The sequence below is a fragment of the Streptomyces sp. NPDC096310 genome, from assembly GCF_044763125.1.
In the GTDB taxonomy this organism is placed as follows: domain Bacteria; phylum Actinomycetota; class Actinomycetes; order Streptomycetales; family Streptomycetaceae; genus Streptomyces.
This window is the reverse complement of sequence record NZ_JBIWFO010000003.1, coordinates 316,053-334,838: the sequence shown is the minus strand read 5'-3', so window position 1 is coordinate 334,838 and position 18,786 is coordinate 316,053. Positions and strand designations below refer to the sequence as shown.

Sequence of the window (18,786 nt, the reverse complement as noted above, 5' to 3'; positions counted from 1 at the left end):
GCACGTGCACCGGGGAGCTTTGAGCGGCCCTCCCGTACGTACCCCGGTCCGACCGCCCGAGTACCACTGATGGTTACGTCAGACGCCCGGCCCGGATCCCGTGGGGGGAATCCGCACCGGGGATATGGAAAGCGCCCCGTTCGCCGACCCGTGGGGGGATCGGCGGCGGGGCGCTTTTCGCTGTGTCCTGCGTCACCACCTGCGTGGTACGGATCCGGCGCCGGTACGGCGCCGCCGCCGCGCGGCAGGCACGCGGGCGGGTGCGGGATCCGGTGTCAGCGGCCTTCGACCGGGACGAAGTCGCGCAGGACCTCTCCGGTGTAGATCTGCCGCGGACGGCCGATCCGCGAACCGGGCTCCTTGATCATCTCGTGCCACTGGGCGATCCAGCCGGGAAGCCGGCCGAGCGCGAAGAGCACGGTGAACATCTCGGTCGGGAAGCCCATGGCCCGGTAGATCAGACCCGTGTAGAAGTCCACGTTCGGGTACAGCTTGCGCTCGACGAAGTAGTCGTCGGCCAGCGCGTGCTCCTCCAGCTTGAGCGCGATGTCCAGCAGCTCGTCGGACTTGCCGAGCGCCGAGAGGACGTCGTGCGCCGCCGCCTTGATGATCTTCGCCCGGGGGTCGAAGTTCTTGTAGACGCGGTGCCCGAAGCCCATGAGCTTCACGCCGTCTTCCTTGTTCTTCACCTTGCGGATGAAGGTGTCGACATCGCCGCCGGACGCCTGGATGCCTTCCAGCATCTCCAGCACCGACTGGTTGGCGCCACCGTGCAGCGGACCCCACAGGGCGCTGATGCCGGCGGAGATCGAGGCGAACATGTTCGCCTGCGACGAGCCGACCAGCCGCACGGTGGAGGTCGAACAGTTCTGCTCGTGGTCCGCGTGCAGGATGAGCAGCTTGTCGAGCGCGGCGACCACCACGGGGTCGGGCTCGTACTCCTGCGCCGGGACCGAGAAGGTCATGCGCAGGAAGTTCTCGACGTACCCGAGGTCGTTGCGCGGGTAGACGAAGGGGTGCCCGATCGACTTCTTGTACGCGTACGCCGCGATGGTCGGCAGCTTGGCGAGCAGGCGGATCGTCGAGAGGTGACGCTGCTTCTCGTCGAACGGGTTGTGACTGTCCTGGTAGAACGTCGACAGCGCGCTGACCACGGAGGACAGCATCGCCATCGGGTGGGCGTCACGCGGGAAACCGTCGTAGAAGCGCTTGACGTCCTCGTGCAGCAGCGTGTGCTGGGTGATCTCGTTCTTGAAGGAGGCCAGCTCGTCGACCGTCGGCAGCTCGCCGTTGATCAGCAGATACGCCACCTCGACAAAGCTGGAGCGCTCCGCCAACTGCTCGATCGGGTAACCGCGATACCGCAGAATGCCCTGTTCGCCGTCGAGATAGGTGATCGCGGACTTGTAGGCGGCGGTATTGCCGTAGCCGCTGTCCAGGGTGACCAGACCGGTCTGAGAACGAAGCTTCCCGATGTCGAAGCCCGTATCGCCGACGGTGCTGTCGATCACCGGGTAGGTGTACTCGCCGTCGCCGTACCGCAGTACTACCGCGTTGTCGCGTTTCTCGCTCACGTCATCCCTCACCGACGTAGTGCCTCTTCTTCGAGGTGCCCTGACTGTCTCTACCATCCCCCATTTGGCTCAGGAGAGTGCACTCGGGGTCGACCATTGGGCCTATTGGCGGCACTCAGTGCCGCCAACCTGCTCATCCTGCCCCCTTGGCCCCTGTTTCGAAAGTCCGCGACGCCCTCGTCCGCCGCGTGCCCGACCCGGTGCTCACCCTCGCGCCGCCAGCCGATGACCGAGGGCGGTGAAGCGCCTACCCGCGGAAACCGTACGTACCGCCTGGCCTATGGCCTTGCGCGAGCCGACCAGGACGACCAGCTTCTTGGCCCGGGTCACCGCCGTGTACAGCAAGTTGCGCTGGAGCATCATCCAGGCACCCGTGGTGACCGGAATGACCACGGCCGGATACTCGCTGCCCTGGGAGCGGTGGATCGTCACCGCGTACGCGTGCGCCAGCTCGTCCAGCTCGTCGAAGTCGTACGGCACCTCCTCGTCCTCGTCCGTCAGCACCGTCAGCCGCTGGTCCTCCTGGTTGAGCGACGTGACCACGCCGACCGTGCCGTTGAAGACCCCGTTCCGCCCCTTCTCGTAGTTGTTGCGGATCTGGGTCACCTTGTCGCCGACACGGAAGACCCGGCCGCCCAGCCGTTTCTCCGGCAGATCGGGCCTGCCGGGGGTGATGGCCTGCTGGAGCAGCCCGTTCAGAGTGCCCGCGCCGGCCGGGCCCCGGTGCATCGGCGCCAGGACCTGGATGTCACGCCGCGGATCGAGCCCGAACTTCGCGGGAATCCGGCGCGCCGCCACATCGACCGTCACCCGCCCCGCGTCCTCCGTCTCCTCCTCCACGAAGAGGAAGAAGTCGGACAGCCCTTCCGTGACGGGGTGCGCCCCCGAGTTGATCCGGTGGGCGTTGGTGACCACCCCCGACTGCTGCGCCTGCCGGAAGATCCGGGTGAGCCTGACGCTCGGTACGGGGCCGCTCTGGGCGAGCAGATCGCGCAGGACTTCTCCCGCGCCCACCGACGGCAACTGGTCCACATCCCCCACCAGCAGCAGATGCGCCCCCGGCGCCACCGCCTTGACCAGCTTGTTGGCGAGCAGCAGGTCCAGCATCGACGCCTCGTCGACCACCACCAGATCGGCGTCCAGCGGCCGGTCCCTGTCGTACGCCGCGTCCCCGCCCGGCCGCAGCTCCAGCAGCCGGTGGACCGTGGACGCCTCGGCCCCGGTCAGCTCGGCCAGCCGCTTGGCCGCCCGCCCGGTGGGCGCCGCCAGCACCACCTTGGCCTTCTTCGCCCGCGCCAGCTCCACGATCGAGCGGACCGTGAAGGACTTCCCGCAGCCGGGGCCGCCGGTCAGGACGGCGACCTTCTCCGTGAGGGCGAGGCGTACCGCCTGCTGCTGCTCGGGCGCCAGCTCGGCGCCCGTACGCCCGGCCAGCCAGGTCAGCGCCTTGTCCCAGGCCACGTCCCGGAAGGCCGGCATCCGGTCCTTGTCGGTCCGCAGCAGTCGCAGCACCTGGGCGGAGAGGGACAGCTCCGCCCGGTGGAAGGGCACCAGATAGACCGCGCTGATCTCCTCCTCCCCGCCCTCCGGCCCCGGCACCCTCTCCCGTACGACCCCCTCGTCCTCGGCCGCCAGCTCGGCGAGGCATTCGATGACCAGGCCCGTGTCGACCGTGAGCAGCTTCACCGCGTCGGAGATGAGCTGGTCCTCGGGCAGGAAGCAGTGCCCCTGGTCGGTGGATTGGGACAGCGCGTACTGGATGCCCGCCTTGACGCGCTCCGGGCTGTCGTGCGGGATACCGACGGCCTGGGCGATCCGGTCGGCGGTCAGGAAGCCGATCCCCCACACATCGGCCGCCAGCCGGTACGGCTCGTTCCTGACGACCGAGATCGACGCGTCCTCGTACTTCTTGTAGATGCGGACGGCGATGGAGGTCGAGACGCCCACCCCCTGCAGGAAGACCATGACCTCCTTGATGGCCTTCTGCTCCTCCCAGGCCGCCGCGATCGACTTCGTCCGCTTGGGGCCGAGGCCCGGGACCTCGACGAGCCGCTTGGGCTCCGTCTCGATGATGTCCAGCGTCTCCAGACCGAAGTGCTCGACGATCCGGTCGGCGAACACGGGGCCGATCCCCTTGATGAGACCGGAGCCGAGGTAGCGGCGGATGCCCTGGATCGTGGCCGGCAGGATCGTCGTGTAGTTCTCGCACATGAACTGTTTGCCGTACTGAGGATGCGAGGCCCAGCGGCCCTCCATCCGCAGTGACTCGCCGGGCTGTGCGCCGAGCAGCGAACCCACCACGGTGAGGAGGTCGCCACCGCGACCGGTGTCGACGCGGGCGACCGTATAGCCGTTCTCCTCGTTCGAATACGTGATCCGTTCGAGTACGGCTTCGAGCACTGCGGGTTGGGACATGATCCGACGCTACCGCCGACCTCCGACAGCGCGACCGCCCTGTGGACAACTGACGCCGCGCGGCGCCCCCGCGGCCGATGCCCCGAGGTGGGCCCACGCCCATGGTTCCCGCGCACTACAGGGGGCCCGGTCCCATGGACCGGGCCCCACGCGCTCCCCCTCCAGCAGGGCTTTCGATCCCCCCGGATCTACCCCCCGAAAGCCCTGATGACATATAGGACTCACGTCACCCCGGAAGGGTTGCACGGTTCCGCAGAGTTATTTCTTTCAGCGCGTGCCGCCTACAGCGCGTGCCGCACGTACCGCTCCGCGGTCTCCGTGAGGAGTTCGACGCCGTCCCGCTGCCAGAGGTCGTCGTTGAACAGCTCCACCTCGATCGGGCCCGAGTAGCCCGCGGCGTCGACCCGTTCGCGCCAGGCCCGCAGGTCGACGGCGCCGTCGCCGAGCTGGCCGCGCCCGTTCAGCACCCCTGCCGGGAGCGGTGTCGTCCAGTCGGCGAGCTGGAAGGTGAAGATCCGCTCCGCCGCGCGGGCGACCGCCGCGGGGGCCCGGTCGTCCCACCAGATGTGGTACGTGTCCACGGCCACCCCGACCTGGTCGGCGGGGAACCGTTCCGCCAGATCGAGTGCCTGGTCGAGGGTGGAGACCACACAGCGGTCGGACGCGAACATCGGGTGCAGCGGCTCGATGGCCAGCCTGACCCCGTGCTCCGCCCCGTACGGCGCCAGCTCCCCCAGGGCGTCGGCGATGCGTTCACGCGCCCCGTGGAGGTCCTTGTCGCCCTCGGGGAGGCCGCCGGAGACCAGCACCAGGGTGTCCGTGCCCAGGGCCGCCGCCTCGTCGACGGCGGCACGGTTGTCGGCCAGGGCCTCGGCACGCCGTGCCGGGTCGACCGCGGTGAGGAAGCCGCCGCGGCAGAGCGTGGTGACCGCGAGCCCGGCGTCCCGTACGAGCTTGGCCGCGGCCTCGACCCCGTACGCCCGGACCGGCTCGCGCCACAGGCCGACGCCCGGTACTCCGAGGCGTACGCAGGCCTCGGTCAGCTCGGGCAGGCCGAGCTGTTTGACGGTCATCTGGTTGATGCTGAAGCGCGTCAGGTCGCCTGTCGGTGATGTGTTCAATGGTCCACTCACTGCTCCACCCCGCCCACGCCGAGCAGGGATTTCATCCTGGCCGCGGCCACCGCGGGGTCCGGGAAGAGCCCCAGGCCGTCGGCCAGTTCGTACGCCGTCGCGAGGTGCGGCAGCGAACGCGCCGACTGAAGGCCGCCGACCATCGTGAAGTGGTCCTGATGGCCTGCCAGCCAGGCGAGGAGGACCACACCGGTCTTGTAGAAGCGGGTCGGTGTCCGGAAAAGGTGACGGGACAGTTCGACGGTGGGGTCGAGGAGTTCCCGGAAGCCCTTCGTGTCACCGGTGTCCAGGACCCGTACGGCCGCAGCCGCGAGCGGCCCCAGCGGGTCGAAGATACCGAGCAGCGCGTGGCTGAAACCCTGCTCGTCGCCCGCGATCAGCTCGGGGTAGTTGAAGTCGTCGCCCGTGTAGCAGCGCACGCCCTTCGGCAGCCGGCGGCGCAGCTCGATCTCGCGCTGGGCGTCCAGCAGGGAGATCTTGATGCCGTCGACCTTGTCGGGGTGTTCGGAGATGACCTGGAGGAAGGTTTCGGTGGCCGCGTCGAGATCGGCGCTGCCCCAGTACCCGTCCAGCGCGGGGTCGAACATCGGCCCGAGCCAGTGCAGCACGACCGGTTCCGACGCCTGGCGCAGCAGGTGGGAGTAGAGGTGCAGATAGTCGTCGGGGGTGGTCGCGGTGGCGGCGAGGGCGCGGGACGCCATCAGGATGGCCTGCGAGCCTGTGTCCTCGACGAGCGTCAACTGCTCCTCGTACGCGGCTCGGACCTCGTCCAGGGAACGGGGCCCCGGCGCGAGTTGGTCGGTGCCCACGCCGCAGGCGATCCGGCCGCCGACCGCCTTCGCCTCGGCGGCGGAGCGGCGGATCAGCTCGGCCGCGCCCGCCCAGTCCAGCCCCATGCCGCGCTGCGCGGTGTCCATGGCCTCGGCGACCCCGAGCCCGTGCGACCAGAGGTGGCGGCGGAAGGCGAGTGTGGCGTCCCAGTCGACGGCGGCCGGTTCGTCCGGGCTGATGTCGGCGTAGGGGTCGGCGACCACATGGGCGGCGGAGAAGACCCTGCGGGAGGCGAGGGCCGTCCCGCCCGCCGTACCGGCCACTACGAAGGGGGCCGGTTCCGAGCGGGGCGTATAGGCGCGCGATCCGCCGCCGGGGGAAGGAAGGCGGAGCGTGGTCACAGCGTCAGCTCCGGTACGTCGAAACGACGGCCCTCGGCCGAGGAACGGAGCCCCAGCTCCGCGAGTTGCACGCCGCGCGCGCCCGCGAGGAGGTCCCACTGGTAGGGCTCGTCCAGGACGACATGGCGCAGGAACAGCTCCCACTGTGCCTTGAACCCGTTGTCGAACTCCTCGTTGTCGGGCACTTCCTGCCACTGGTCGCGGAAGGACTCGGTGGCGGGGAGGTCCGGGTTCCAGACCGGCTTGGGGGTGGCGCTGCGGTGCTGGACCCGGCAGCGGCGCAGCCCGGCGACGGCCGAGCCGTGGGTGCCGTCGACCTGGAACTCGACGAGTTCGTCGCGGTTGACGCGGACGGTCCAGGAGGAGTTGATCTGGGCGACGGCGCCGCCGTCCAGTTCGAAGATGCCGTACGCCGCGTCGTCGGCGGTCGCGGCGTACGGCTTGCCGTGCTCGTCCCAGCGCTGCGGGATGTGCGTGGTGATGTGCGCCTGAACGCTGGCGACGCGGCCGAACAGCTCGTGCAGGACGTACTCCCAGTGGGGGAACATGTCGACGGTGATGCCGCCGCCGTCCTCGGAGCGGTAGTTCCAGGAGGGCCGCTGGGCGTCCTGCCAGTCGCCTTCGAAGACCCAGTAGCCGAACTCTCCCCTGATGGAGAGGATCTCGCCGAAGAAGCCGCCGTCGATGAGGCGCTTGAGCTTGAGCAGTCCCGGCAGGAAGATCTTGTCCTGGACGACGCCGTGCTTGATCCCGGCGGTGCGGGCCAGCCTGGCCAGCTCCAGGGCGCCTTCGAGGTCGGTCGCGGTCGGCTTCTCGGTGTAGATGTGCTTGCCCGCGTCGATCGCCTTCTTGATGGCCTCCACGCGGGCGGAGGTGACCTGGGCGTCGAAGTAGATGTCGATGGTCTCGTCCGCGAGAACGGCGTCGAGATCGGTCGACCACTCCGTGAGGCCGTGCTGTTCGGCGATCTCCCTGAGGGCGTGTTCCCTGCGGCCGATGAGGACGGGCTCGGGCCAGAGTGTCTCGCCGCCCCCGAGGTCGAGTCCGCCCTGTTCACGGAGGGCGAGGATGGAGCGCAACAGGTGCTGTCGGTACCCCATCCGCCCGGTGACGCCGTTCATGGCGATCCGCACTGTCCTGCGTGTCACGAAGTTCCTCCATAGGGCCGTGGCAGCCGTGGCGAGCGATATGGCCGTATGGCCGTAGCAAGCGCTTTCTATGAGGTAAGAAGCTAGCCTGCGACAGCGGTCCGGACAAGAGCCCGGCCCGATCACCGCCCGAACTCACCCGTACCCCCCCTCGGAGGAAAGCGATGACAGTCACCCTGGCGGATGTGGCGGCCCGCGCCCGGGTGTCACCCGCCACCGTCTCGCGCGTGCTGAACGGCAACTACCCGGTCGCCGCCGCCACCAGGGAGCGCGTGCTGCGGGCGGTGGACGACCTGGACTACGTACTGAACGGCCCCGCCAGCTCGCTCGCCGCCGCCACCTCCGACCTGGTGGGCATCCTCGTCAACGACATCGCGGACCCGTTCTTCGGGATCATGGCGGGGGCGGCGCAGACCGAGATCGGCGGCCAGGAGGGGGCCGGGCGCGCGGGCGGCGAGAAGCTGGCCGTCGTCTGCAACACCGGCGGGTCCCCCGAGCGTGAACTGACGTATCTGACCCTGCTCCAGCGCCAGCGCGCCGCGGCGGTCGTCCTCACCGGCGGAGCGCTCGAAGACCCCGAGCACATCGCCGCGATGACCACGAAACTGGCGAAACTCGCGGACGCGGGAACCCGAGTGGTGCTGTGCGGACGGCCGCCCCTGCCGGGCGGTGACTCGACCGTCGCCTCGCTGGCCTTCGACAACCGGGGCGGTGGACGGCGGCTGACGGAACATCTGCTGGCGCTCGGGCACCGCAGGATCGGTTACGTCGCCGGGCCGGCGGAGCGGACGACGACCCGGCACCGGCTGGAGGGGCACCGGGCGGCGCTGGAGGCCGCGGGGGCCGGCGGGAGCGGTGGCGGTGCGCGGGATCCACTGACGGTGCACGGCCCGTACACCCGCCGGTCGGGGTACGAGGCGACGCTGGAGCTGCTGCGGCGCGCGCCGGATCTGACTGCGGTGGTCGCGGCGAACGACACGGTGGCGCTGGGCGCGTGCGCGGCCGTGCGCGAGCGGGGGCTGCGGATCCCGCAGGACATCTCGGTGGCGGGCTTCGACGACCTGCCGTTCTCGGTGGACGCGACGCCGGCGCTGACAACCGTACGGCTGCCGCTGCACGAGGCGGGGGCGCGGGCGGGCCGGCTGGCGATGGGGACGGAGACGCCTCCGCCGGGCGGAATCGCGACGATCGCGGCGGAGCTGATGGCGCGGGCGTCGACGGCGCCACCACGGTCGGCCTGAGAGGCGGGCGGGGGCGCGGGGTCGGGCTCGCCTGTGCGCCCGGGCATGGCGGGCGAGTGACGGGGGCCGGTTGGCGTGTGGACGCCAAAGCGCCGGGAGGGCCTTGCCAGGCGTCGACGACCCGCCCTACCGTTGACTCAGTCAAAGGTATGGCGTGACGAGCGTCCGGAGGTGGACCATGGCTGTGCAGGAAATGCGTGCGTTCAACCGCTTTTACACGAATCTGATCGGTGCGCTGGACTACGGCAAACATCTCTATACCCCGTACACCCTCACCGAGTCGCGGGTCCTGTACGAGCTGGCCCACGCGCCGCGGACCGACGCGGCCGACCTGCGCGCCGAACTGTCGCTCGACGCCGGATATCTGAGCCGTCTGCTGACCAAGTTCGAGCGGGACGGCCTGGTCGGCCGCGCGCCGTCGGAGGAGGACGCGCGGCGGCAGCGGATCACCCTCACCTCGCAGGGGCGCGAGGCCGCGGCGCTGCTGGACGAACGGTCGCGGGAGGCCGTGGTCTCGCTCCTCGACCGGGTCGAGCCGGAGCGCCGTCCCGAACTCGCCGACGCGATGCGGACGGTGCGGGACATCCTGCGTACGGACGGGGCCACGGCCCGCGGCGGGAGCGGGGCGCCCGTCCTGCGCGAGCCGATCCCTGGCGAGCTGGGCTGGATGGTGCAGCGCCACGGCGCCCTGTACACGGCTGACTACGGATTCGACACGGAATTCGAGGGGCTCGTCGCCCGGATCGTCGCGGACTTCGCCCAGGACCACGACCCACGGCTGGAGCGGGTGTGGATCGCCGAGGTGGACGGAATACCGGTGGGCTCGATCATGTGCGTACGGGACGACAAGCCGGGTGTACGGGGTGACGACGGCGGGCCGGTGACCGCCAGACTCCGCCTGCTCCTGGTCGAGCCCGGGGCCCGGGGGCAGGGCATAGGCGAACGCCTGGTGGGCGCGGTGGTGGATTTCGCCCGCGAGGCGGGGTATGAGGAACTGACGCTCTGGACCAATGACATCCTCTCCGCCGCCCGCGTTCTCTACCAGCGTGCCGGATTCACCCTCGTGGCCGAGCAACCGCACCACTCCTACGGGGCTGACCTGATAGGCCAGGACTGGCGGCTTCCCCTCAAGGAAGGAGCCGCCGCACGCCAGAAAGGAACACCACAGTGAAGTTCGCTTTCTCCACCCTCGGAATCCCGGGCCTGCCCATCCCCGAGGTCGCCGCCCTCGCCTCCGCGGCCGGCTATCAGGGAGTCGAGCTGCGTACGCATCCGGAGGAACCGGTGCACCGGGGCTTGGGCCGCCGCGACCGCGCCCTGGTGGTCGAGGAGTTCGAACGGGCCGGCGTCGAGATAGTGGGGCTGGCCGGGTACGCCCGGGTGGCCAAGGCTGATGTGGACGAGGACCAGTTGCGCCAGGAACTGGACGAACTGCTCTCCCTGGCACATGACCTCGGCGCCTCGTTCATCCGTGTCTTCCCCGGCGGCGGCGACCAGCCCGCCGACGAGGCGGACGCGCTGGCGGCGCGGCGGCTGGCCGCGGCGGCGGAGACGGCCACGGACTACGGCGTACGCATCCTGCTGGAGACCCACGACTCGCACCGCACGGGCAAGGACGCGGCCCGCGTGCTGGGCCCGGTCGGGCATCCCCAGGTGGGGGCGCTCTGGGACGTGATGCACACCTGGCTGGGCGGTGAGTCCCCGATCACCACCCACGGGATACTCGCCCCCCACTTGGGCTACGTCCAGGTGAAGGACATCGCCTCCGCCGAGGACACCACGCCATTGCCCCTGGGAGCCGGGGTGCTGCCGCTGGGCGAGTGCCTGTCCCTGCTCGATGACGACGCCTGGGTCTGCTGGGAGTACGAGAAGCGCTGGTACCCGCAGGCGGCGGACCTCCCCGACCTGCTGGCGCCGGGGCGGGCGTACCTGGAGGGGCTGATACGCGAGCGCGGTTGAGAGGGCGGGCGGCTCCAGCGCTGGGCGCCCTGGGTGCGGGCGCCCAGCGCGGGGGCGCTCCGGGCGGGGGTCAGGCCCCGGTTGTCGAGCCGGGCCTGATGATCATCAGGATGGTGACCGTCGCCCACAGGAGGTTGAAGACTCCGGTGAACATGGCGAGCTGAACCGTCGTGGACCTCGGCACCACGGTGGTCGGGCCCTCCTCCCGCGTGCCGGGCCCGTCCGGGGCGGCCGGGCCGTCTAGGGCGGCGCCCTCGGCCGGGGCCGCCGCACGCTCGGGGCTCTCCAGCAAGGCGCTCTGGCGCGGGAGCACCAGAGCTCCCAGGACCACCGCCGCCACGAGGGTCAGGACGATGGAGACGATCAGCCAGGTGTCTCCCAGGACGCCCATGTTCTTCGCCGTGGCGAAGCCGAAGACGGGGACCGCGACGCCGACCACGGCGTAGGCGCGGCAGATGCGATGCAGCAGGGCGACATTCGCCCAGGCGTGCCGGTCGTCGGATGAGGCCATCGCGTGGCGGACGGCCGGAGGGAACATGCTGGCCGCCACGGTGACCGGACCTATGGCGACGATCGCCGCGATGACATGGAGGGAGAGGAGGAGCTTGGTCATGGTGAGGGTGGCCCGTCAGATGCGGCCGGCAGGAGCCTGGACTGTGGGGAGGACGAGGTCGATGGGAACGGCGAGGGCGGTGGCCGTGGCGGCACGCCGGGCGGTGGCCGTGGCGGCCCGGGCGGTGGCACGGCGCTTATGGACAACATCCAGCGGGTCGAACCCGTCGAACAACACGATCTGGGCGAGCACGCGGGGTCCATCCCTTTCACCTGTTCAACGCGCCCCTTGGGGCGCCGCTGTCGAAAGTAGTGATCAGCCGGAACCCCGGACAGTGGCTGGAGTGCCACGCTCCAACGGATTCCCGCCACGTCCGTCCACCGCACCGCCCCGGCACACCCCGGGCTTGGCGGGAATCCGTTGGGCATCTAGATTTTCGCCATGCACATCGTGGCTGTTCTCGCTCTCGACGGAGTCATCGCCTTCGACCTCGCCACCCCCATCGAGGTCTTCTCCCGTACCCGGCTGCCCGACGGCAGCCCCGCCTACGAGGTACGGATCTGCGCCGCGAGCGAGGAGGTCGACACGGGGACGTTCACCCTGCGGGCGCCGTGGGGGCTGGAGGCGCTGGCCGAGGCCGACACGATCGTGCTGCCGGGACTCGCCGACCCGACCGCGCCCGTCCCCGGCGAGGTCCTGGAAGCGCTGCGGCGGGCGGCGGGCGGCGGGACCCGTATCGTCTCGATCTGCGCCGGAGCGTTCACGCTGGCCGCCACCGGGCTGCTGGACGGGCTGCGGGCCACCACGCACTGGGTGGGCGCTCCGCTGCTGGCCGAGCTGTATCCGGCGGTCGAGGTGGACGCGGCGGTGCTGTACGTGGACAACGGACAGTTCCTTACCTCGGCCGGGGCCGCCGCCGGGCTCGATCTCTGTCTGCACCTCATCCGGCGGGACCATGGCTCCGCGATGGCCGCCGACGCCGCGCGGCTGTCCGTGATGCCGCTCGAACGGGACGGCGGCCAGGCCCAGTTCATCGTCCATGCCCGGCCCCCCGCGCCCCGGGGATCCGCCCTGGAGCCGCTGCTGCGCTGGCTGGAGGAGAACGCGGGACAGGATCTGACACTCGACGACATCGCCGACCGGGCCGGCATGAGCACCCGTACCCTCAACCGGCGCTTCCGGGAGCAGACCGGGACCACCCCGCTCCAGTGGCTGCACCGGGCGCGGATCCGTGAGGCGCAGTATCTGCTGGAGACGACCCCGCACCCCGTCGACAGGATCGCCACGCGGGTCGGCTTCGGCTCCCCGACCGCCTTCCGTGACCGCTTCAAGCGCCTCGTGGGGACGAGTCCGCACGCGTACCGGCATGCGTTCCGGCGGCCACCGGAGACTGCGGAGACACTGTGAGCGGATTGCTTTCCGGGGCGCCCGGGACGCCGGCCTTCGCGTCGCCGCTCCGGCTCCCGCCGGTCCGGCTCGCGGCGGCGGTCCGGCTTGCCGCGCCGCCCCGGGCCAGCGATGCCAGCGCCACTCCCCCGACCAGCAGGGCCGCCGCGCACCAGCGCAGCGGGCTGACCGACTCGTTGAGCAGTACGGCCGCCGAGGACATCCCGAAGACGGGCACGAGGAGCGAGAAGGGGGCGACGGACGAGGCCGGGTAGCGGCGCAGCAGATAGCCCCAGACGCCGAAGCCGAAGACGGTCGTGACCCAGGCCACGTAGAGGACGGTGCCGGTGCCGGACCAGTCCAGCGCGCGCAGCGCGGCCAGGTCCGCGTCCGGGCCCTCGAAGAGCAGGGAGAGCGCGAGCAGTGGGAGTACGGGGACGACGGAGACCCACACCATGAAATTCAGGGCGTCCGGCGGGGACGCCTTGCGGGTGAGCACGTTGGAGACGCCCCAGCAGGCCGCGGCGGCGATGACCAGGACAAAAGCGAGCACCGGCCCCGAGCTTCCCTCGCCGACCGCCGCGACCACGATCCCGGCGAGCGCGACCCCCATGCCCAGCAGCCGCACCCGCCCCGGCCGCTCGCCGAGGGCCACCGCCGCGAACAGCAGGGTGAAGACCGCCTGGATCTGGAGGACGAGAGACGAGAGACCGGCCGGCATGCCCCGGTCCATCCCCACGAAGAGCAGCCCGAACTTGGCCACGCCCAGCGCCAGACCGACCCCGATCACCCATCTCCACGCGACCTTCGGCCGGCCCACGAAGAAGACGGCGGGCAGCGCGGCGACCAGGAAGCGCAGTGCGGAGAAGAGCAGCGGCGGGAAGTGGCCGAGGCCGACCTCGATCACGACGAAGTTGACCCCCCAGAGGGCGGCCACGAGGACGGCGAGAGCTTTGTGTGCGGTACGCATACGGAGAGGATCACCGGTCACCACCATGTAGCACCAGCGAACATTTCTTCATGGTTGAATTGAGCGTTGCTTACGATTCCATCTCTCGGAAGGGGCTCCCGTGCTCGATCTGGCCCGGCTGCGCGCGCTGCACGCCGTCTCTGTGCACGGTTCCGTGGCGGCGGCCGCCGCTGCCCTCGGCTACACTCCCTCGGCCGTGTCGCAGCAGATCACCAAGTTGGAGCGGGAGACCCGTACGACCCTGCTGGAGCGGCGCGGGCGCGGCGTCGCGCTCACGGACGAGGCCCGGCATCTCGCGTCCACCGCCGAGGAGTTGCTCTCCCTCGTCGAGCGGGCCGAGACCACACTTGAGGAGCGCAGGGGGCAGCCGACGGGACAGCTCGTCGTCGGCGCGTTCGCCTCCTCGGCGCGCGGGCTGCTCCCCGGCGTACTGGCGGAGCTGGCCCGGCTCCACCCCACCCTCGATGTCCGGCTGCGCGAGATCGACCCGCATCTCTCCGTCGATCTCGTCGCCCGCGGCGCCCTCGACCTCGCCGTCGCCCACGACTGGGACATCGCCCCGCTGCCCGCCCCCGAGGGCGTGGAACAGGCGGTCATCGGGGACGACCTGTGCGACGTACTCGTCCATGCCTCGCACCCGCTGGCCGCACGCCCCTCCGTCCGCAGGGAGGATCTGGCGGGTGAGCGCTGGATCTGCCAGCCGCCGGGCACGGTCTGCCACGACTGGCTGGTCCGTACGTTGCGCACGGCCGGCTGCGAGCCGGATCTCGCGCACCAGGCCGAGGAGAACCACACGCAGGTCGCGCTCGTGGCCGCGGGCCTCGGCATCGCCATGATTCCCCGGCTGGGGCGCGGACCGCTGCCCGAAGAGGTACGGGCGGTCGCGCTGGAACCGGTTCCGACGCGCCGGCTGTACGCCCTGTGGCGCACCGGCGCCGCCCGGCGCCCGGCCGTCACAGCGACGGTGGACGCTCTGCGGCGTCACTGGCCGGCGGTCGCCACCGCCGCCACCACCCGAGCCATCGCCACTGCCCCCGGCATCGCCCGAGCCGTCGCCGCCACGACCTGAGCCGCCCCACCACCCGAGCCATCGCCACCCCACTGACCCGGCACCCGCCCGAGACACCGCCCCGAGTCACCGACCCGCCGACCGCCTTCGGTGGCAGATCTCTTGACCGGCAGTTACTTTCCGGATAACCGTGAACCCCTGGAAGTTTCCTTCACTTCCCTCCCAGCACACGGCCGGAAGGAGCACCCGTGCACGACCGGACCATCTCCAGACGCACCCTCCTCACCGCAACCGCCGTAGCGGCGGCTGCCGTTACCGCCACAGGCGCCGCCGCGGCCCCCGTCCCCACCCGTACGCCCGTCGCCGTCCGCGACCGGCTCCGCCGCCTCGTCGCCCGGATGAGCCTGGAGGAGAAGGTCGGCCAGCTCTTCGTCATGCGGGTGTACGGGCACTCCGCCACCGCTCCCGACCAGGCGGACATCGACGCCAATCTCACCGAGATCGGCGTCCGTACCGCCGTCGAGCTGATCTCCACGTACCACGTCGGCGGGATCATCTACTTCGCCTGGGCGCACAACACCCGCGATCCGCATCAGATCGCCGGGCTCTCCAACGGCATCCAGCGGGCGGGGCTGTCCGAGCGCACCCCCGTGCCCCTTCTGATCGCCACCGACCAGGAGCACGGCATCGTCGCCCGGGTCGGCAAGCCCGCCACGCTGCTGCCGGGCGCGATGGCGCTCGGCGCCGCCCGTTCGCGCTCCGGCGCCCGCGAGGCCGCCCGGATCGCCGGGGCGGAGCTGGCCGCGATGGGAATCAACCAGAACTACGCGCCCGACGCGGACGTCAACGTCAACCCGGCCAACCCGGTCATCGGCGTACGCTCCTTCGGCGCCGATCCGCGGGCCGTGGCCGGGATGGTCGCCGCGCAGGTGACGGGGTATCAGAGCGCCGGAATCGCCACCGCGGCCAAGCACTTCCCGGGCCACGGGGACACGACGGACGACAGCCACTACTCCCTCCCCACGATCCACCACACCCGCGAGCAGTGGACGGAACTGGACGCTCCGCCGTTCCGCGCGGCGATCGCCGCCGGTGTCACCTCGATCATGACCGCGCATATCGTCGTCCCGGCCCTGGACCCGAGCGAGGACCCGGCGACCCTCTCGCACCCCATCGTCACCGGTGTCCTGCGCGAACAGCTCGGTTACCGGGGCGTGGTGGTCACGGACGCGCTCGGCATGGAGGGCGTCCGGCAGAAGTACGGCGACGCCCGCGTCCCGGTCCTCGCGCTCAAGGCGGGCGTGGACCAGTTGCTCAACCCGCCGGATCTCAAGCTCGCCTGGAACGCGGTCCTGGCGGCGGTCAAGGACGGCGAACTGACCGTCCGGCGCATCGAGGAATCGGTTCTGCGGATCCTCGAACTCAAGGAACACCTCGGGCTGTTCCGGGATCCGTATGTGGCCGGCCGCGACGTGGACCGTACGGTCGGCACCCGCGCCCATCTCGCCGCGGCCGACCGGATCGCCGAGGCGACGACCACCCTGCTCACCAACGAACGCGGACTGCTGCCCCTGAGCCGCCGCCGGGAGCGCGACCTCCTGGTGGTCGGCGCCGACCCGGCCTCGCCCTCCGGGTCGACCGGGCCGCCGACCACCGTCCTCGCCGGCGCCCTGAACGAGCTGGGGTTCAGCGCCACCGCCCTCTCCACAGGTACGGCGCCGGCCGCCGCCAGGATCGAGGAGGCCGTGGCGGCCGCACGGGGCAAGGACGCGGTCGTCGTCGCGACGTACAACGTCTCGGCCACCAGCTCGCAGCGCACGCTGGTCGGCGCGCTGGCAGCGACCGGGGTGCCGGTCGTGACCGTCGCGATCCGCAATCCGTACGACATCGCTCGGCTGTCCGGTGTGGCCGCGTCCCTCGCCACGTACTCCTGGACGGATGTCGAACTGCGGGCCGCGGCACGGGTGATCGCGGGCCGGGTCCGGCCCAGGGGGCTGCTGCCCGTTCCCGTACAGCGGGCGGACGATCCTGCGCGGGTGCTGTACCCGGTCGGCCATGGCCTGAGCTACTGAGCTACTGAGCTGAGCATCGGAGCAGCCGCGCCGGAGCAGCACAACAGCACAGTGGGGAGTCACCGGCCGGTGACTCCCCACCCCGCCTTCAGGCGTTACGGACGCAGTGCGTGCTCCCGCTGCACCTTCTGCCGGTCGAGCTTGCTGTCGAACGGCGCCAGCGGCTTCGCCTTCGCCGCGTCCGCCTGGACCGCGGCCGGGGCGACGCCCGCCCACTCCAGGATCCGGGCCGTGGCCTTCGCCTGCTGGTCGGGCACGAGCCCGGCGACGTTGGCACCGTGGTTGGCGCCCGGCGCGACGTACACGTAGCTGTCGCGCGCGCCCTTGCCGAGGCGGAAGGGCTCGGCGCCCCACGGGTCGTTCTGCCCGTACACGAACAGCATCTGGTGCGCGTGGTGGCGGACCCAGCCGTCGACGGCGGGCATCGCCAACGGGTTGAACCTCATCGGGATGGAGCGCGGCACGAAGTTGCGCGGCGCCTGGTACCCGTACCGGCTCAGCGTGCCGAGGTGCGGCAGCTTGACGGTCGGCGAGCCCAGCTCCGTGCCCGCCTGGTAGTAGTACGGCGTGTACGGCTCAAGACCCTGGTCCGTGTAGAAGGAGAACCCGGAGACCGAGTCGATGGAGTCGTAGATCTCCTGGTCGGAGGCGGTGGCCTCCGGGATGTACGCACAGTCGGACTCCGCGCTGTACTGCCAGAAGGCCCAGACGAAGTCGAGGACCACGGCTTCGTACGCCTTGTCGAGCGAGCCGACCGTCGCGAAGGTCGCGCCCTCGGCCTCCGCCCACTCCTGGTACCGCTTCTCCAGCGGCGCGCGCCGGACGAGCGCCTCGCGCTGCACGGCGTTGAGCCGGTCGCGGCACTCCTTGGTGCCGACGCGCTCGAAGAACCGGTCGTACGCCGAGTCCTCCTTGTTCACCACGTCATTGGGGGCGACGTATGCGACGACGCCGTCCATGTCGCGCGGGTAGAAGCGCTCGTAGTACGTGGCGGTCATGCCGCCCTTGGAACCGCCCGTGGCGAGCCACTTCTTGGCGTAGATCTTCTTCAGCGCGGTGAAGATCCGGTGCTGGTCACTGGCCGCCTGCCAGATCGTCAGCTTCGACCAGTCGGCCGGCTGCGGCCGGGACGGGGTGAAGAAACGGTACTCCAGCGAGACCTGGTTGCCGTCGACGATCCGGGTCGGCTCGCTGCGGCTGGGGTTGGTGGAGACGTTGTAGCCGCTGGTGAAGAAGACGGTAGGGCGGCTGGTGTCCTTGTGCAGCAGCGTGAGGCGCTGCTGGAAGGTGCCCTTGGACGGGTGCCGGTGATCGACCGGCTGGGTGTAGTTGAGAACGAAGTAGCGGTACCCCTCGTACGGCTTCTCCTGGAGAAGACTCATCCCCGGGATGGCGAGGATACGGTCCTTGATGTCGACAGTGCCGGCGGTACCGGCGGCCTTGGAGGTACCCGCGGCGGTGGCCGCTCCCGCCGTGGCCGCACCGACCGTGGTCATGGTGCCTATGACCAGTACGAGCGACAACACCCATCTCAGCGCCTTGCGCATTCACGCTCCCTGTGTTCATGACAGACGCCGTGAACTTAGCCGGATCCGCACCCGACCCGCCAGACCCACGCCCGGCCGACCGGGCCGGTCAGCAGAGGATCCAGCCCGTGGAGGCCTTCTTTCCCGAGACCGCGCCGGAGGCCCGTACGCAGCGGTTCAGCGCGTGGACCGTGACCGGCCCCGCCTGGCGCGTGAAACTGCCGCTGTCCACCACCGGGTTTCCGCCACGCGGCTGGAGACTGACCGACATGGGGCGCTTCTTGCCCGGGTTCTTGGCGACGGTGATCGCGCAGGCGTAACCACGCGCCTTGTAGACGCGCAGTTCGCCGGTGGCGAAGGCCACGGTCTTCTCCGGCCGCCCCGAGCAGACGGACACCGCCTCGGCGCCCGGGGCGCCCGGCGCACCCACCACGAGGGCGCCGGCGGCGGTCAGCGTCACCAGGCAGTGCAGCAGAACCCCGCGCGCCCTACCGCCGTCGAATCCGAACACACGCCCTCCAGTGAGTGATTTCGTGGACGTATGTACGACGCCGGCGGCGGTCCGGATGGTTGCGAAGGCAGGGAGGTTACAGGGGTGGTGGCAGAGAGGTCATAGAGGTCATAGAGG

Annotated in this window: 16 protein-coding genes; 6 read left to right on the top strand and 10 right to left on the bottom strand. The window is 70.7% G+C overall.

The genetic code is table 11. The features are described 5' to 3' along the window. Nucleotides 1–275: 275 nt before the first annotated feature. The 5 genes from ACIQ7D_RS09785 to ACIQ7D_RS09765 all read right to left on the bottom strand — a co-directional run bounded on the left by ACIQ7D_RS09785 (nucleotide 276) and on the right by ACIQ7D_RS09765 (nucleotide 7,442). Nucleotides 276–1,574, bottom strand: coding sequence for a citrate synthase (locus tag ACIQ7D_RS09785; protein ID WP_385007598.1), 1,299 nt, complete (start codon nucleotides 1,572–1,574; stop codon nucleotides 276–278). A gap of 204 nt (nucleotides 1,575–1,778) precedes the next feature. Next, complete coding sequence (locus ACIQ7D_RS09780) at nucleotides 1,779–3,989, bottom strand: ATP-dependent RecD-like DNA helicase (protein WP_403935615.1); 2,211 nt, start codon at nucleotides 3,987–3,989, stop codon at nucleotides 1,779–1,781. Between the two features lie 281 nt (nucleotides 3,990–4,270). Beyond that, nucleotides 4,271–5,062, bottom strand: a complete 792-nt coding sequence (locus ACIQ7D_RS09775) for a sugar phosphate isomerase/epimerase family protein (RefSeq protein WP_403935613.1) — start codon at nucleotides 5,060–5,062, stop codon at nucleotides 4,271–4,273. Nucleotides 5,063–5,118: 56 nt separating this feature from the next. Continuing rightward, nucleotides 5,119–6,294 carry a dihydrodipicolinate synthase family protein gene (locus ACIQ7D_RS09770; RefSeq protein WP_403935611.1) on the bottom strand — a complete coding sequence of 392 codons (1,176 nt, stop codon included), beginning with the start codon at nucleotides 6,292–6,294 and terminating at the stop codon, nucleotides 5,119–5,121. Continuing rightward, nucleotides 6,291–7,442, bottom strand: a complete 1,152-nt coding sequence (locus ACIQ7D_RS09765) for a Gfo/Idh/MocA family protein (protein WP_403935609.1) — start codon at nucleotides 7,440–7,442, stop codon at nucleotides 6,291–6,293. Before ACIQ7D_RS09765 ends, ACIQ7D_RS09770 begins: the two co-directional genes overlap by 4 nt. Nucleotides 7,443–7,606: 164 nt before the next feature. Here ACIQ7D_RS09765 and ACIQ7D_RS09760 point away from each other — a divergent pair, with 164 nt between their 5' ends. From ACIQ7D_RS09760 to ACIQ7D_RS09750, 3 genes are all read left to right on the top strand, one after another. Further along, nucleotides 7,607–8,683: a LacI family DNA-binding transcriptional regulator gene (locus ACIQ7D_RS09760; RefSeq protein WP_403935607.1), complete on the top strand. Its 1,077-nt coding sequence runs from the start codon at nucleotides 7,607–7,609 to the stop codon at nucleotides 8,681–8,683. A gap of 178 nt (nucleotides 8,684–8,861) precedes the next feature. Continuing rightward, nucleotides 8,862–9,854 carry a GNAT family N-acetyltransferase gene (locus ACIQ7D_RS09755; protein ID WP_403935605.1) on the top strand — a complete coding sequence of 331 codons (993 nt, stop codon included), beginning with the start codon at nucleotides 8,862–8,864 and terminating at the stop codon, nucleotides 9,852–9,854. After that, nucleotides 9,851–10,642 carry a sugar phosphate isomerase/epimerase family protein gene (locus tag ACIQ7D_RS09750; protein ID WP_403935604.1) on the top strand — a complete coding sequence of 264 codons (792 nt, stop codon included), beginning with the start codon at nucleotides 9,851–9,853 and terminating at the stop codon, nucleotides 10,640–10,642. Before ACIQ7D_RS09755 ends, ACIQ7D_RS09750 begins: the two co-directional genes overlap by 4 nt. Nucleotides 10,643–10,712: 70 nt before the next feature. On the opposite strand, the gene ACIQ7D_RS09745 is transcribed toward ACIQ7D_RS09750, so the two are convergent. Both ACIQ7D_RS09745 and ACIQ7D_RS09740 read right to left on the bottom strand, forming a co-directional pair. Continuing rightward, nucleotides 10,713–11,255 carry a protease gene (locus ACIQ7D_RS09745; protein ID WP_403935602.1) on the bottom strand — a complete coding sequence of 181 codons (543 nt, stop codon included), beginning with the start codon at nucleotides 11,253–11,255 and terminating at the stop codon, nucleotides 10,713–10,715. A gap of 15 nt (nucleotides 11,256–11,270) precedes the next feature. Then, complete coding sequence (locus ACIQ7D_RS09740) at nucleotides 11,271–11,447, bottom strand: hypothetical protein (protein WP_403935600.1); 177 nt, start codon at nucleotides 11,445–11,447, stop codon at nucleotides 11,271–11,273. A gap of 189 nt (nucleotides 11,448–11,636) precedes the next feature. On the opposite strand from ACIQ7D_RS09740, the gene ACIQ7D_RS09735 reads away from it, so the two are divergent. Continuing rightward, a complete protein-coding gene (locus ACIQ7D_RS09735) occupies nucleotides 11,637–12,602 on the top strand; it encodes a GlxA family transcriptional regulator (RefSeq protein WP_403935598.1) in 966 nt (321 codons plus the stop codon). Here ACIQ7D_RS09735 and ACIQ7D_RS09730 read toward each other — a convergent pair. Further along, nucleotides 12,523–13,551 carry an EamA family transporter gene (locus ACIQ7D_RS09730; protein WP_403935596.1) on the bottom strand — a complete coding sequence of 343 codons (1,029 nt, stop codon included), beginning with the start codon at nucleotides 13,549–13,551 and terminating at the stop codon, nucleotides 12,523–12,525. The two genes, ACIQ7D_RS09735 and ACIQ7D_RS09730, sit on opposite strands and share 80 nt — an antisense overlap. A gap of 100 nt (nucleotides 13,552–13,651) precedes the next feature. On the opposite strand from ACIQ7D_RS09730, the gene ACIQ7D_RS09725 reads away from it, so the two are divergent. Together ACIQ7D_RS09725 and ACIQ7D_RS09720 are read left to right on the top strand one after the other, a co-directional pair. Continuing rightward, on the top strand, nucleotides 13,652–14,620 hold the full coding sequence (locus ACIQ7D_RS09725) for a LysR substrate-binding domain-containing protein (RefSeq protein WP_403935594.1): 969 nt from the start codon (nucleotides 13,652–13,654) through the stop codon (nucleotides 14,618–14,620). Nucleotides 14,621–14,808: 188 nt separating this feature from the next. Then, complete coding sequence (locus ACIQ7D_RS09720; RefSeq protein WP_403935592.1) at nucleotides 14,809–16,632, top strand: glycoside hydrolase family 3 protein; 1,824 nt, start codon at nucleotides 14,809–14,811, stop codon at nucleotides 16,630–16,632. Nucleotides 16,633–16,727: 95 nt separating this feature from the next. Here ACIQ7D_RS09720 and ACIQ7D_RS09715 read toward each other — a convergent pair whose 3' ends face one another. Further along, on the bottom strand, nucleotides 16,728–18,179 hold the full coding sequence (locus ACIQ7D_RS09715) for a S28 family serine protease (protein ID WP_403935590.1): 1,452 nt from the start codon (nucleotides 18,177–18,179) through the stop codon (nucleotides 16,728–16,730). 88 nt (nucleotides 18,180–18,267) lie between these two features. Further along, nucleotides 18,268–18,633 carry a hypothetical protein gene (locus ACIQ7D_RS09710; RefSeq protein WP_403936080.1) on the bottom strand — a complete coding sequence of 122 codons (366 nt, stop codon included), beginning with the start codon at nucleotides 18,631–18,633 and terminating at the stop codon, nucleotides 18,268–18,270. Nucleotides 18,634–18,786: the final 153 nt, after the last annotated feature.